The sequence below is a fragment of the Prevotella sp. C0209C1 genome, from assembly GCF_056583855.1.
In genome coordinates, this window is record NZ_JBWPJP010000012.1 from 13,368 (window position 1) to 28,099 (window position 14,732).

A 14,732-nucleotide genomic window follows, 5' to 3' on the forward strand; every position below is an offset into this window, starting at 1 on the left:
GGAGAAAGACAATTATGAAGATAACAAAATTAACAACAATATGTATGTTTGCATTAGGTACGCTATCACTGTCTACCTCTTGCGATAGCTATCTCGATACGCTTCCTGACGATCGTGCAAACCTTAACAGCTTAGACAAGATACAGTCTACGCTTACTACAGGTTTGAGCACTAAGCTACCATGTATGCTTATGTACATGAGTTCTGACAATGTTACCGATAATGGTAAGGCGTATAACTACACACCTGCTATGCAGGACATGTATTGCTTTAAAGACGACAACCGTCGTGGTAACGACGACCCTGCTCTTCTTTGGAACTCTACCTATGCGGCTGTGGGTACTGCTAACCAAGCTCTAAAGGCTTTAGAAGATAAAACGGGCAAGCAGGCAGATGCTTTGCGTGCTGAAGCGTTGTTAGAACGTGCTTATGGCGTGTTCTCAATATCGAATGCTTTTTGTATGGCATACGATCCTACAAAGGCAGATAAATATCTTGGCTTGCCTTATCCTAAGGTGGCTGATAAGGAGGTAAGCAGCCGTGGCACATTAAAAGAGCTTTACGAAAACATCAATGCCGACATAGAGGCTGCTCTGCCTATGGTAGACGATGGCTATCTGGCAGTGCCTAAGTATCACTTTAACCGTAAGGCTGCATACGCTTTTGCTGCTCGGTTTAACCTTTACTATGGCAATTATGATAAAGCTATAAAGTACGCCACAGAGGCTATTGGTGTAGACCCTTCTGCATCACTACGACAGATGGACAATTATAAAAGCTTAGCAGGTCTTAAGGATATATCTAATATGTATATCAACTCTGGCGAGAAGGCTAACCTCATGCTTCAGACGGCTTACTCTTTCATGGGACGTATATCCCTTTACGATCGCTATGCTCATAACTTGGAAATATTAAAATATGAAACTTTCTGGGCTTTAGCTCCTTGGGAAGAAGGTAAAATGCCTAACGACCAGAAAAGTACTCTTTACGAGTCGAGAAGAATCTTTGGTGCTGCACCAAACACTAATTTCCCTAAGATGCAGGAAATCTTTGAGGTAACTGATAAGATTAACCAGACAGGTTTTCCTCATATAGTAAACGTAGCATTCTCTACCGACGAAACGTTATTAGTGCGTGCAGAGGCAGAGATAATGAAAAAAGACTATGCTGCTGCTGTGCGTGATATGAACTATTGGATAGGTGCTCACTGTGCCGAGTCGGCAAAGGTGTTAGGCGGTAGTGCTTTAATAAAGCGTCCTGTGCTTACAGAGGAGAGCGTAGTGAAGTTTATGGACGAACTTCCAGAATCGGCTGTTACACCAGAAACTCCTCTTGAGCGCAACTTAAAGAAGCACTTAAACCCACAAGGCTTTACCGTAGAGGCTGGTAAGCAAACAAGCTTCATACAGCTCGTGCTACACATGCGCCGCATAGAAACTTGGAAGACAGGTCTTCGCTTTATGGACTTGAAGCGTTACGGTATAGAGTACACCCACAAGCGCGACGGTGAGGACCCTATAGTTATTAAGGCTGGTGATAAGCGTTTGGCTCTTCAGCTTCCTGAAGACGTTCTAAGAGCTACTACGGGAGCATTGGAAGCTAATCCAAGATAATTTAGTTATACATATTAAGATAAGATAAATTATGAAATTTCCAAAGATATTATTATTCGCAGGTCTCTTATCACTTACATGTGCTTGTAGTGAGGAAACTCTTAGCGAACAGTCGGTAGTTACTACCGACACGGATGTGGATAGTTCCGAGTTTGGACAATGGTTGCAAAAAAACTACACAGAGCCTTATAACATTAGGTTTAATTATAGATATGTAGACAAGTTAGCACACTCTGTGTATAACGTTGTGCCAGCCGATGAAGAGAAGTCGAAGGCTCTTGCCATCTTAATAAAGAAGGTATGGATGGACGCTTATGAAGAGGTAGCAGGAAAGGATTTCCTTAAGCAGAAGTGTTTCCGCGAGTTCCATCTCATAGGTTCGCCACAGGTAAAAGAGAACGGCTCTATTACCTTAGGTACTGCCGAGGGTGGTATTATGGTAACGCTGTATCGTGTAAACGAGCTCGACCCTAAGAAGGTTTACATTAATCAGGACAACCATTACGAGCCTAAAGAACGTACTCCGCTCGACCTTAACTTCTGGTATTTCCACACCATGCATCACGAGTTTATGCACATTCTTAACCAGACTAAGAATTACTCTACCGACTTTCAGACCATTTCTGCCGGTAAGTATCATAATCAAGACTGGGTAAACGTAAAGGACGAGGACTCTCCTAAAGAAGGTTTCGTTACCGGATATGCTTCTATGGAGCCTCGAGAGGATATTGCCGAGATATACTCTACCTACGTTACCCTTACCGAAAAGGCATGGCAAGACGTTCTTAATCATGGTGTAGTGGTTAAGAGGGACGAAGCCAATCAGCCTGTTTATCAGCGCGATAAGGATGGCAACTTTGTATATGCTAAGGACGAAAAGGGTAATAAGATTTATGCTACCGATGAAAAAACAGGAGATCTTATTCCTGCAAGAGATGCTAAGGGTAATATCATTTACGAGAAAAACCCTGACGGCAGCTATAAATACTTTGAGACAGAAGGTGGCAAGAAGATACCTGTATACAAGGACCAGGGCAAGGTAGTGTACGGATATATGAACGGCAAGGTAGTGGCTGCTTATTTCGACAAGAGTGGCGAACCTAAGCTTATCACAGAGCCTACCGAAGGCGATCTTGAATATGAGAAGAACGAAGCAGGTAAACCTGTTTACGACGAGCATGGCAAGCCTGTTTATGCTTATTATAAGATTCCAGTGTTTGAATATGAGAAGTTGCCTGTAGTAGATGCTTCTGGTAAGGAGGCTATACTAAAGAAGCTCAATATTATCCGTTCTTATCTAAAGGATAGCTGGGGCTTAGACCTTGACAAGATACGTGCGGCAGTGTTAAGAAAGTCGAAAGAAGCAGAGACGATGGATTTAACCAAATTACCATAAAGATAGGGAGGATAAGTAATATGAAAAAATTATATAGTTTAGGCTTTGCGCTTGTAGCGTTTCTTGCTGTTACCTCTTCTTGTAAGAACGAGGAGGATAATGTTTTCGGTAAGTCGGCAACCGAGCGTATTAATGAAGAGATAAAACACACTAAAGACGTGCTTACCTCAGCTAAAAACGGCTGGTGTCTGGAGTTCTTTGGTAAGAGTGCTCTTGGTGGATATAACGTGTTGTTAAAGTTTGGCGATGACAATAAGGTTACTGCCTCAAGCGAGCTCGAGGAGAGCGTAGAGGAGAGTGCCACTTCCCATTACGTTGTAACACAGAGTAAGGGTGTGCTTTTGTCGTTCGATACTTATAATAAGGTGTTCCATAAGTTTTCTGCACCTGTTCCTGATAACGACGGAATGCTTGGTGAGGTGGAGTATCGTGTAATGCGTGTAACCCCAGACAGCATCTTCCTTGCAGGTAAGAAGCACGAGGTAGAGGTAGTTATGGTGCGCATGGACGAGAAGACTTCTTGGAAAGACTATCTTACCCAAGTGCATAAGGTAGCTGATGATATGATAACCGAATGGTATGAATATGCTGCAGGTAAAGATACGCAGCGTGCAAAGGGCTTAAATCATACCATAACCCTTGTTGAGAAGACTCAGGACGGTAATCATAAAGACGTGTTAATGCCTTACATCGTTAAGCCCGACGGCATTCACTTCTACAAGCCTTACACCATTAATGGTAAGGTGCTTACAGGCTTTAAATATCCTGAAAACAGCGAAGGCGAGTATGCCGAGTTTAAGGATAAGGGCGTTACCTTAAAGCAGTTTGTATTGCCTTTAAACGAGCAGTTTACAGAGGGCGAGTGGTATATAGACCCTTCAAAGTGTGGTGGCTTACCTCAGAAGTTTGCAAGCTTGTTACCAAGGTCGAAAGCCGATTTAGGTGGTGAAGCATTAAAATTTATTGGTGTTACGAGAGATTCTAAGAATAATAAGTTTGCTATTTGCTTCAGATCAGGTAAGTATGGTGGCTTTATGTATATGGACTATGAGTATGTAGGTAAAGATGGCATTAAGCTCACCTATGCTAATGACGGTGATGGTAATGGTAAGTGGTATTTTAAGAACACATTTTATATGTTTATGCCATATATCTTTGCAGGTACTATAGAGATGGCAGATGGTAAGCCAGCTCCAAAGCTGCTTACTAAGGAATGGGTTATCACAGCAGATAATGTTAAGAAGCCTACTGTGCTAACGTTTACCGAGAAAGATAATACAAAGAATGTAGTGGTATTAAGTGCCAAAGCAGTGGAATTTCCTTTTGGTAGGTAACTAAGAAGAGGCAGTTTAGATATTTCTTTTTTTTTAAAGGTGCATATAAAGCTAAAGGCTTGTATATGCGCCTTTTTTAATGTGTTTTTTTTGTAGTAGTGGAAAATAATTTTTATATTTGCATTTAAGAGAAAAGGTTAATAAGAAATATTTTATTTTTAAGATATGAAAAGAATAGTGCTCTTTGCTTTTAGTGCTTTTGTAAGTATGTTGTTGTCAGCTCAAAGTGGTGTAGTATCTATGCGTGAGGCAGCGCGTATCTTTAAGCAGAAAAGCAGTGTGGCTGTAAGAGGTAGCTTGCTAAAGTTGGGCTATGTATATAAGGGTGTTTCTTCTGATAGTTATGGTAAGTGTTATAACTATGTGCGTAATATGGACCTTACGGCAAGTTTTCTTCCCACAAGGTTTTCTAAGGGTACTTCCTCTTATGTTATGTTTTCAGTAGACGGCTCTGCCCTATATATATATGTGTTTAACAAGGCAGTCTTTAAAGAGCTTGCCTCTGAGGTAAAGGCGTTGGGCTATGATATGGGCAGTGGTGTAAAGAGCGGTGCAGGCCCTATGGTTTGCACTTTAGACGGCGAGCCTACCTTTACCTTTCTCACCCTTCATCAGCCATTACCTTATTGTGTACAGATAACAGAATAGAGAGATATATATAAAGCAGTGGAAAAGAAAAGTAACAAGCCTCGCCCCTCGTATAAGTATGTAGTTTCTACTTGTGCTTTGTCGTTAGCTTTTGGTGCAGTTTTGCTGGGTTATCTTATGGAAACACGTCCTAAGATGCCTCCCAGGAAATATGTTGTTAACACCAGTGGCGACATTATAGGTATAGCTAAGCCTGTAAGGAAAGCCGATGTTACCGATGCCGACACTATAAAGATAAAGCAGCAGGTGGAAAGGCGTGTAGAGAAAGCTAAGCGCGAGGAAGCTATAAGGAAGCAGGAAGAGGGCGAGCATGCGCAAGATCTTATCGTACCGAGCGTGCCTGATGAGGATAAGGGCGAGGTAAAGCCTTCACAGCAGTCGGCGTCTAAGGCTGACATGGTAGTGCCAGATATTAGTGTGCCTAAGGTAGAGAAGGTGGAGTGAGAAGAGCGATGGGTAGTGTGTTATATATAAAGGATTAATAACTTTAGTAGGTAGAAGGATATGAGAAAGATGTTGTTAGTGGTAGATCCTCAGATAGATTTTGTGTCGGGGTCGTTACCCGTTCCCGGTGCTGTAGAGGCTATGAATAGTCTTGCGAGCTATATCCGTGAGCAAGAGGATAGCTATGTCTTGCGCGTAGTAACAGCCGACTGGCACCCTTATCATCATTCTTCCTTTAAGCCTGAGGGTGGTGAGTGGCCAAGACACTGTGTGCAACATTCTGTAGGTGCTGCCCTTTATGAGCCTATACTCGAGGCTCTTAACGAGGTGCGTGGTGGCTTTACGTTGTTATATAAGGGCGATAGCATAGAGAGGGACGAATATTCTATAATGCGAAACGTGAGGGGTGCTGCTGTGTTAAGTAGGCTTATAATGGCATTAAAGATAGATAAGATAGATGTGTGTGGCTTAGCAGGCGATGTTTGTGTATATAATACGGCTAAGGATTTAAGCTCTTTGCTTGGCAAAGATATGATAAACGTGTTAGAAAAGTATTCTCCAAAGATAGCATAGAGCAGCTGGTAGGGGCTGTATGATGCTTTGAGAATAAAAGGTTTTTTAGCATAACAGAGTGCTGTTTTTGGTAAAAAGCCCACTTATAGTGTTCGTTATTTCGGTTTTTGTACACAAAAGGGTTAAAAGTGTGCAAAAAACTAAATAAAAAAGAATAAACATTTAATCATTGTTGTAATAAAAACAAAATAACTACTTTTGCGCCGCAATTAGATTTAGAGGTTCCGCAGAAGTGTGCTGCAAGCAAGCTCCCTAAGTAATGATAAAGGGAACTTTTATCGGAATATAACAAGCTATTATCAATTTTTTTTTAAACATTAATAAGTGAAATGAAAGCAATCAATTTACCAAAGTTAGTATTAATCCTATTATGTGGGTCTTTTCTTCTTTTTACTTCATGTGGTAAATCGGAAATAGAAAATATCCCAAGTAACAATAAAGAACAGCAAGAGCAGCAAGAAGCTCAGAAGAAGAAAGCTCAAGAGGAAGCTGATAAGAAGAAGAAAGAGCAGGAGCAGCAGGAAGCTGAAAAGAAAAAGCAGCAGGAGGAAAAGCAGAAAGAAGAGCAAAGAAAGAAAGAAGAAGCTGAAAAGAAGCAGCAAGAAGCTGAAGAGGCTGCAAGAAAGAAGAAAGAGCAAGAGGAAGAAGCAAAGAGAAAGCAGCAGGAGGAAGAAAAGAAAAAGCAGCAAGAAAAGCAAGAAGAGCTTAAATTAAGTGTAGAAAGTCTGACAGTGAAAATAAGAGAGAGAAAAACTGTAAAGATTTTAAATGGTGATGCTCCTTATAAGGTGTTTGATAACATGACTCCAGTTGTTTCAAGAATTTATGGGAAAGATAATTTTTTCACAGTAGAAGGAATATTTAAAGGCTCAGGTAATATAATGGTGGAAGATAGTAAAGGTAGGAAAAAATTATTATTTGTAACAATAATAGAGGAAAATCCAAGCCCTTTACAGGTGGGTAAAAACAAGATAACAGTGCCTTATAAAGACATTGTTGAAGTAAGAATCCTTAACGGTAAGGGTCCTTATAAGCATAAGATAATTGGGGCACAGATTTTACAAGTAAGTTTTAGTAGCGATAGCATATTAATAGCAGGTTCTACAAGAGGAAGCACTAAGGTAGAGGTTACTGATGGTGAGGGTAAAGTAGCAGTAATAGAGGTTACTGTGCAATAAAAGAGGGTTTGCTATATATAAGTATTAATATACAATTAAAAAAAAATTAAACAAGATGAAGACAATCAATTTTTCAAAATTAGCATTATTATTATTATGTGGATCTTTTCTTCTTTTTACCTCGTGTGGTAAATCGGAAATAGAAAATATTCCAGGCAACGATAAAGAGCAGCAGGAGCAAGCTGATGCAGATAAGAAGAAGAAAGAGCAGGAGCAGGCTGACGCAGATAAGAAGAAGAAAGAGCAGGAGCAAGCTGACGCAGAGAAGAAAAAGAAGGAGCAGGAGCAGGCTGATGCAGAGAAGAAAAAGAAGGAGCAGGAGCAGGCTGATGCAGATAAGAAGAAGAAAGAGCAGGAGCAGGCTGATGCTGAAAAGAAGAAGAAAGAGCAGGAGCAAGCTGACGCTGAGAAGAAAAAGCAGCAGGAGGAAGCTGAGAAGAAAAAGGCTCAAGAGGAAGCTGAAAAGCAAAAGCAGTTAGAAAAGCAGAAAGAAGAGCAAAGAAAGAAAGAGGAAGCTGCAAGAAAGAAGAAAGAAGCTGAGGAAGCTGCAAGAAGAAAGCAGGAAGAGCTAAAGAGAAAGCAGCAACAGGAAGAGGCTGCAAGAAGACAGAAGCAGAAAGAAGCTGAAGAGGCTGCAAGAAGACAAAAGCAGAAAGAAGCTGAAGAGGCAGCAAGAAAGAAGAAAGAGCAGGAGGAAGCAGCAAAGAAATTGACATTAAGTCCGTCTAAACTAACGCTGAAAAGGGATTTTATCGCAAAAAATGTAAATATAGGAAATGGTGTAGCTCCTTATAAAGTAGTTGCTGAGAATGGCTTTAAAATAGGTATAACAATTAATAATGGGGGGAATTATTTTTCTCTTATAGGTTTAGAACAAGGCAAAACCAAAATAACAGTAACCGATGCGAAAGGTAAGACAGGAGTAGTAGAGGTAACAGTAGAATAAAAGGAGGGAAAGGAAATGAAAGCAATAAAATTATCAAAGTTGGCTTTAAGCCTATTGTGCGGGTCTGTTATTCTTTTTACCTCGTGTGGTAAATCGGAAATAGAAAATATTCCGGGAAGCGACAAAGAGCAGCAGGAACCAGAGAAGAAGAAACCTGAAGGTAGTAAGGAACCTGAAAAGAAGAAGCCTGAAGGCAGTCAGGAACCTGAAAAGAAGAAGCCTGAAGGCAGTCAGGAACCTGAAAAGAAAAAACCTGAAGGCAGTCAGGAACCAGAGAAGAAAAAACCCGAAGGCAGTCAGGAGCCTGAAAAGAAGAAGCCGATGATGCTAAACCCAGTATCGTTGAAGCTGAAATCTATGGAAACTGTAAATGTAACTATAGAAAACGGTGAAGCTCCTTACGATATAAATGTTGTAGATAAGGAAGTAGCTCAAACAAAATTACTTGAAGATAAAAAATCGTTTGCTGTTACAGGTCTTAAAGAGGGTAAAACAGAAATTATAGTAACCGATAAGAATAAAAGCGAGGCAAGGGTTACTGTAGTGGTAGATAATGGTAAGCCTAAGCTTCAGCCCTTGAGGTTAAGCAAGTCTAAGGTAGAGCTAACAATGGGCGGAAAGGCAAAAGAAACGTTAAACGTGCAGTCGGGCAGGTTCCCTTACACACCATATAACTATGATCCTGCTATAGTAAAGGTAGATGTTTGGGATTCGAGCATAACGCTAACAGCCGTTAAGCAAGGCAAGACTATAGTAAAGATATATGATAAGGTAGGTGCTATCGGTGAGATAACGGTAGTGGTGAAATAAGACTGAGAAAGACGGGAAAAAGGAAATCCCCTTTTTAAGAGAAGGTTACCATATATATATAAGGTAAGGCACTTCTTTTAAAAAGGGGGTTTTTATTATACTTTTCTTTATTTAAGAAAGTTTTCTTTCTTTTCAGGCTAATCCTTCTATCTCGCCGTTAATAAGGTCTATGTGCTGTGCTTGTGGCACTTTAGGCAATCCCGGCATTCGCATAATATCTCCTGCTATGGCAACAATCATTTCAGAAGCGCCGTTTATAACAAGGTCGCGTATGTTTATTTCAAAGTCTTTTGCCACGCCATAGCGTGTAGGGTCTTCGCTAAAGGAGTATTGTGTCTTTGCTATGCACACAGGTAGGCTCTCCATGCCCCACGACTTGATGCGTTCGAGCTTCTTTTTGGCGTTCTTCCCCATAACTATAGCCTTAGCACCATATATGTTTTTACATACCTTTTCTATCTTTTCGGTAATGGTGTCGTTGTCGTCATATACAAAGTTTACCTTCTTAGCCCCTTGCCTTTCTATGGTATCTACGAGTACTTGTGCAAGCTCCTTAGCTCCATTGCCACCTTTGGCAAACACGTCGTTGGCAGCAAAGCCCACACCTAACTCCTTACAATGTTCGGCTAAGAGGGATATGTCTTCCTGAGAGTCGTCGCCATAGCGGTTAAGGGTTACTATTACGGGCTGACCAAAGGCTTGCATGTTCTTTACATGCTTATCGAGGTTTTCAAACCCTTTTATCATAGCTTGTGTAGTCTCTTGAGGTGTAGCTCCCTCTTTTATGCCTCCATGTAGTCGTAGTCCACGAAGAGTAGCTACAAGCACTGTTGCCGAGGGGTGAAGACCTGCCTTTCTACACTTAATATCCATAAACTTCTCTGCTCCGAGGTCAGCACCAAAGCCTGCTTCTGTAATAGCATAATCGCTCACCGTCATTGCCATCTTAGTAGCTAAAACGCTGTTGCAGCCATGTGCAATGTTAGCAAAGGGACCACCATGTATAAAAGCAGCCGTACCCTCTAAGGTCTGCACAAGGTTAGGCTTGATGGCATCGAGCAGTAACACTGTTATAGCTCCGGCTACTCCGAGCTGCTTCACTGTAAAGGGTTTGTCATCGAAGGTAATGCCTAAGACGATGTTTTCTATACGGCGTCGCAAGTCGTCCAAGCTGTCTGCTAAACATAGGGCTGCCATTATTTCGCTTGCAGGTGTAATGTCGAACCCTGTCTGTTCAGGAATGCCATCTACAGAGCTTCCCAAGCCCGATACAATGCTGCGCAAGCTCCTGTCATTAACGTCAATGACCCTACGCCATAATATCTGTTTTAGGCGAAATCCCTCTTTACGACGTTGAAAGATGTAGTTGTCGAGTAATGCCGCAATGGTGTTGTTAGCACTTGTAATGGCATGGAAGTCGCCAGTAAAGTGGAGGTTAATCTTCTCCATAGGCACTACCTGTGAGTAGCCACCGCCAGCAGCTCCTCCCTTCATGCCAAAGCATGGGCCAAGGCTGGGCTCGCGTAAAGCCAAGACAGACTTCTTCCCCATACTGTTCAGAGCCATCGAAAGCCCAATGCTTACCGTGGTTTTGCCTATTCCTGCCTTAGTAGGCGAGATGGAACTTACTAACACCAAATGGCTCTTAGCCACTTTCTTTTCATCAATAACATCGAGCTTTACCTTTGCAATGTGCTTACCATATTGCTCTATACTGTCGTTATCAATACCTATCGAAGAGGCTACCTCCTCGATACGATGCAGCTTACATGAGCGTGCAATTTCAATGTCAGATTTCATAATAGTTTGTTATACAAAATTATACTTTAGTAGCAGCAAAGATAGTTATAAATATTATATCAGTCAACATTTAACAGTGCTTTTTTTTTTATATATTTATATACTTATAATTAGGTATAAATATGCCTTTATGTAAATGTGTTTTTTACCAAGATTTAAGTATTGTGATGTGGAAAATAACATTTTACCTTTGCATGTTAAGAAAAGATATCAAATAGGTTATAAAATTTCTAATAATTAAAGTTATGAGTAGATTTTTTCTTTTTATTTTCTCATCATTATTATCTATAGCAGCAATGGCTCAAAACACAGATGCCATGCTCTTTGGTGATGTGAAAGATCGTGCAACGGGTGAGCATCTCCCTAACGCAATGATAACCGTTAAGGGTACTAACCTACGCACAGTGTGCGATGCTTCTGGGCATTTTCAGCTTTCTAACCTCCCTGTTGGTAAGCAAACTATAATAGCTTCTTACACAGGTTATGGCTCTCAGCAAAAGGTAGTTGAGATGAAAGCAGGTAAAGCTACTGAGGCTTATTTTACTTTAGATATTGACGCTTTAGAGCTTTCTCAGGTAGTAGTAACGGGTACTCGCACCGAACACTTTGTAAAGGACGTGCCTATACGTACCGAGGTGCTTACCTCAAAGGCTTTGCAGCGTAAGAACGCTCAAAACCTTTACGATGCTTTAGAGGGTTTACCGGGCATTAGGGTAGAGCAGCAATGCCAGTTCTGCAATTTCTCTGAAGTGCGTATGCAGGGTTTAGGTGCAGAGCACACACAGGTGTTGTTAGATGGTGAGCCTATCTATTCTGGCTTAGCAGGTGTGTATGGTTTGCAGCAGCTTTCTACTAACGATGTCGACCGTATGGAGATAGTAAAAGGTGCTGGTTCGGCTCTTTATGGTAGTAGTGCCGTAGCAGGAGCCATTAACATAATAAGCAAGGAGCCTGCCTTTGAGCCACAGCTAAATGCCGATGTGCAAATGGGCAGCTATGGTCTTAAGATATATAAGGGGTCTGCTTCTATTCGTAAGCGTAATATTGGCTTATCTGTAGATGCTCAGCATTTTGAGGCTGATGCTTTAGATAAGACAAGCGAAGGTAATAAACGTGAAGAGGTAAATAAGCCCGATGGTGTTTCGGATCGTGTGTATAGCAAGTCTAACAATTTAGGTTTTGGTCTTTTCCTATATACTCCGTTTGCTAAAAACGATAAGCTCGTTATTAGAGCAAAGGTGCTTGATGAGCTTCGTTATGGTGGAGTGATGAAAAACGATGCGTTCTTAAATCCTTACACCGAGCAGACAGAGAATATCCGTACTAACCGTATAACCTCTACTTTGGCTTATACATTACCTATAGGTGAGCGTTCAGAGCTCAACTTTGCCACTGCTTACGTCTTCCACAGACGTCAGGCTACTAATGATACCTTCTTAGGTGGATATAAAGATTCTCACGATGGTGCTCTTCCTCCTGTAGATATGATGCGTCCTTATATGGCTAAGGAAAACACCTTTACCCCATCTCTTACCTTTACCACTCATCTTGGCACTCATACCTTGTTAGGAGGTGTGCAAGGGTACTTTACTCGCTTGCATGAGACGGGTCTTTACATTGTTTCTGATGAGGACTCTAAGAAGGAGCATGACCCTCTTTATGGTAAGGAATATTTCTCTACAAGTAAGAAGCATGCTAATGAGTGGGGATTGTTTGTACAAGACGAATGGAACATAACACCAAAACTTACCGTAGTGCCTGGTCTGCGTTTAGACAGCCACTCTTCTGGTGAGAAGTATGATATAGACAAGGAGCTATCTGATAAATCTTTTGAAAAGCAAAATAGTGCTTTCCCTTCCACTTCTTTCTCTGCTACAACGTTCAATCCTCGTTTTGCTGTTAAGTACGAAGTTGCTAAGAACTTTGTCTTACGTGCTAACATAGGTACAGGCTTCCGTGCTCCTTATGGTTTCTCTGAAGACTTACACCTATGTAGCGGTTCGCCTCGAGTATGGAAGTCGTCAAGTCTGAAGGGTGAACGTTCTGTTAGTTATAACTTCTCTGCCGACTACTATGGCAAGCGTTATCAGGTGTCTTTCAACATCTTCCGTACTAACTTGAAGGACAAGATACAGTTTGCACCAGCAAGCGATCAGGTAAAGAAATTTGGCTATACCTATGAATGGAAAAATGTAGACGATGCTTATGTAGAGGGTATAGAGCTTGGTGCTAAGTGGAATCCTGTACGTAACCTTACTGCCTCTATGAACTGGACCTTTAACCAAGGCAAGTTTAATCATGAGCGTGCAGAGTGGAGCGATAAGGAAGATGAGTCAGTAAAGGCTAACGAGGGACGTTTAAAATATGCTAAGGAAAGCCAGTATCTTTCTCGTTTCCCACAGATGACAGGCGATTTTGATATCGATTATACTCCTGGCACATGGTCATTCTCTCTTATAGGTTCTCTTCAGGGCAAGATGTACATAGACTACAATTCTGAAGACGATGATAAAAACTCTAAGATAAAGACTACCTCACCATTTGTTTTAGTTAATTGCCGCGCTTCTAAGCGTTTAGGTGTTTTCACTATCTATGCAGGTGGTAAGAATATCTTTAGCTACATTCAGGATGAAAAACACCTTGATGATGCAGCCTTTATGTATGCTCCTGTTTATGGTGCTACATGGTATGCTGGTGTTAGTATAAAATTATAAACACACACACACGTTATAATCAACAAAAGTTTTTTAAAGTTCTCTCTGATAATTGTTGATTACAGAAGGGTGATGCTTTAGTGATTAAAGCATCACCTTTTGCTTTAGTAAGGGGGAGATATGTTTCTTTTATTTTTCTTTTTATTATCATTTGTTTCTTTTTCCTTACCTTTGCATTATGGTAAAGCAGGTAAAAACATATATGCAAGATAAATACGACCATCTTATGGTAAAAGCCCCTATGGGCTTGTTAGAATGGTTGGAAGCTAATGGTGGAAGGACAAAGACAAAGATAAAGTCTACACTTAAGCATCGAGGCATTAAGGTAAATGGTAAGGTTGTTACCCAGTACGATTATCAGCTCAAGGCTGGCGACAAAATATCTATTAGCAAGAGCAAGAAGAACGATCAGTTTAAAAGCAGGTATGTAAAGCTGGTTTATGAGGATAAGTATCTTGTAGTAATAGAAAAGAATGTAGGTATTTTGTCTATGGCAGCAGGCCATTCGTCTTTGAATGTTAAGAGTGTTTTAGACGATTATTTTCAAAAGAGCAAGCAGCATTGCAGGGCTCACGTGGTGCATCGTTTAGATCGTGATACATCGGGACTGATGGTTTATGCTAAGGATATGCAGACCGAGCAGCTTTTAGAGCACGATTGGCACAACATAGTGTACGACCGCCGTTATGTAGCTGTGTTGAGTGGTGAGCTGATGCAGCAGCAGGGTACGGTGGCAAACTGGTTAAAAGACAATAAGTCGTATGTTACTTATAGCAGTGCTGTGGATAATGGTGGAAAGTATGCCGTAACCCATTTTTTTACTATAGACACAACGGCAAGCTATTCTTTAGTGGAGTTTAAGTTAGAGACGGGTCGTAAGAATCAGATTCGTGTGCATGCTGCCGATATGGGCTATCCTGTGTGTGGCGATACAAAGTATGGTAACGGCGACGATCCTATAGGAAGGCTTTGTCTTCATGCTTTTATGCTTTGTTTTTATCATCCGGTAACACATGAGCGCATGGAGTTTGAAACGCCTATCCCGCCATTATTCCGTCATTTGTTAAAGTAAAGAGGTCTTTCTCTATATTGTTAGATTATGGAAAGTATAGAAACTTTTATTGCCTTAATTATAGCCTTAGTGGTAGGCATTATCTTAATAAAGAAGATAACAGGGTGTATCTTTCGTCTTATAGTAGGACTTATAATGCTTGGTATGGGCTATTGGGCTATACACTTTTTAGGAGTGGTATAACAAAAAACAAAAGAGGTGGGG

13 protein-coding genes are annotated in these 14,732 nt (G+C 41.0%); 12 read left to right on the top strand and 1 reads right to left on the bottom strand.

Annotation, left to right across the window (positions count from 1 at the left end):
* The first annotated feature begins 14 nt into the window (after positions 1-14).
* From AC1DCD_RS04710 to AC1DCD_RS04750, 9 genes are all read left to right on the top strand, one after another.
* Complete coding sequence (locus tag AC1DCD_RS04710; protein ID WP_464656221.1) at positions 15-1,613, top strand: RagB/SusD family nutrient uptake outer membrane protein; 1,599 nt, start codon at positions 15-17, stop codon at positions 1,611-1,613.
* Positions 1,614-1,644: 31 nt separating this feature from the next.
* Positions 1,645-3,009: a zinc-binding metallopeptidase gene (locus tag AC1DCD_RS04715; RefSeq protein WP_464640636.1), complete on the top strand. Its 1,365-nt coding sequence runs from the start codon at positions 1,645-1,647 to the stop codon at positions 3,007-3,009.
* A gap of 20 nt (positions 3,010-3,029) precedes the next feature.
* A complete protein-coding gene (locus tag AC1DCD_RS04720; RefSeq protein ID WP_464640634.1) occupies positions 3,030-4,343 on the top strand; it encodes a DUF4302 domain-containing protein in 1,314 nt (437 codons plus the stop codon).
* Between the two features lie 165 nt (positions 4,344-4,508).
* On the top strand, positions 4,509-4,991 hold the full coding sequence (locus AC1DCD_RS04725; RefSeq protein ID WP_464640632.1) for a hypothetical protein: 483 nt from the start codon (positions 4,509-4,511) through the stop codon (positions 4,989-4,991).
* Positions 4,992-5,009: 18 nt separating this feature from the next.
* Entirely contained in the window at positions 5,010-5,435 is a 426-nt protein-coding gene (locus AC1DCD_RS04730; protein WP_464640630.1) for a hypothetical protein, read from the top strand.
* Positions 5,436-5,495: 60 nt separating this feature from the next.
* Complete coding sequence (locus AC1DCD_RS04735) at positions 5,496-6,008, top strand: isochorismatase family protein (RefSeq protein WP_464640628.1); 513 nt, start codon at positions 5,496-5,498, stop codon at positions 6,006-6,008.
* A 329-nt stretch (positions 6,009-6,337) separates the two neighbouring features.
* The gene (locus AC1DCD_RS04740) at positions 6,338-7,186 is read left to right on the top strand and encodes a hypothetical protein (RefSeq protein ID WP_464640626.1); all 849 of its coding nucleotides are present in this window, start codon (positions 6,338-6,340) and stop codon (positions 7,184-7,186) included.
* 55 nt (positions 7,187-7,241) lie between these two features.
* The gene (locus tag AC1DCD_RS04745; RefSeq protein WP_464640624.1) at positions 7,242-8,132 is read left to right on the top strand and encodes a coiled-coil domain-containing protein; all 891 of its coding nucleotides are present in this window, start codon (positions 7,242-7,244) and stop codon (positions 8,130-8,132) included.
* A gap of 15 nt (positions 8,133-8,147) precedes the next feature.
* Positions 8,148-8,942, top strand: a complete 795-nt coding sequence (locus tag AC1DCD_RS04750; protein WP_464640622.1) for a pilus assembly protein N-terminal domain-containing protein — start codon at positions 8,148-8,150, stop codon at positions 8,940-8,942.
* A 132-nt stretch (positions 8,943-9,074) separates the two neighbouring features.
* Here the strand turns inward: AC1DCD_RS04750 and AC1DCD_RS04755 are convergent, their stop codons facing one another.
* Entirely contained in the window at positions 9,075-10,742 is a 1,668-nt protein-coding gene (locus tag AC1DCD_RS04755) for a formate--tetrahydrofolate ligase (RefSeq protein WP_019035960.1), read from the bottom strand.
* 245 nt (positions 10,743-10,987) lie between these two features.
* On the opposite strand from AC1DCD_RS04755, the gene AC1DCD_RS04760 reads away from it, so the two are divergent.
* From AC1DCD_RS04760 to AC1DCD_RS04770, 3 genes are all read left to right on the top strand, one after another.
* The gene (locus AC1DCD_RS04760; RefSeq protein WP_464640620.1) at positions 10,988-13,456 is read left to right on the top strand and encodes a TonB-dependent receptor; all 2,469 of its coding nucleotides are present in this window, start codon (positions 10,988-10,990) and stop codon (positions 13,454-13,456) included.
* Positions 13,457-13,634: 178 nt separating this feature from the next.
* Positions 13,635-14,528, top strand: a complete 894-nt coding sequence (locus AC1DCD_RS04765; protein ID WP_036855513.1) for an RluA family pseudouridine synthase — start codon at positions 13,635-13,637, stop codon at positions 14,526-14,528.
* Positions 14,529-14,555: 27 nt separating this feature from the next.
* A complete protein-coding gene (locus AC1DCD_RS04770; protein ID WP_008450479.1) occupies positions 14,556-14,711 on the top strand; it encodes a hypothetical protein in 156 nt (51 codons plus the stop codon).
* Positions 14,712-14,732 lie beyond the last annotated feature (21 nt).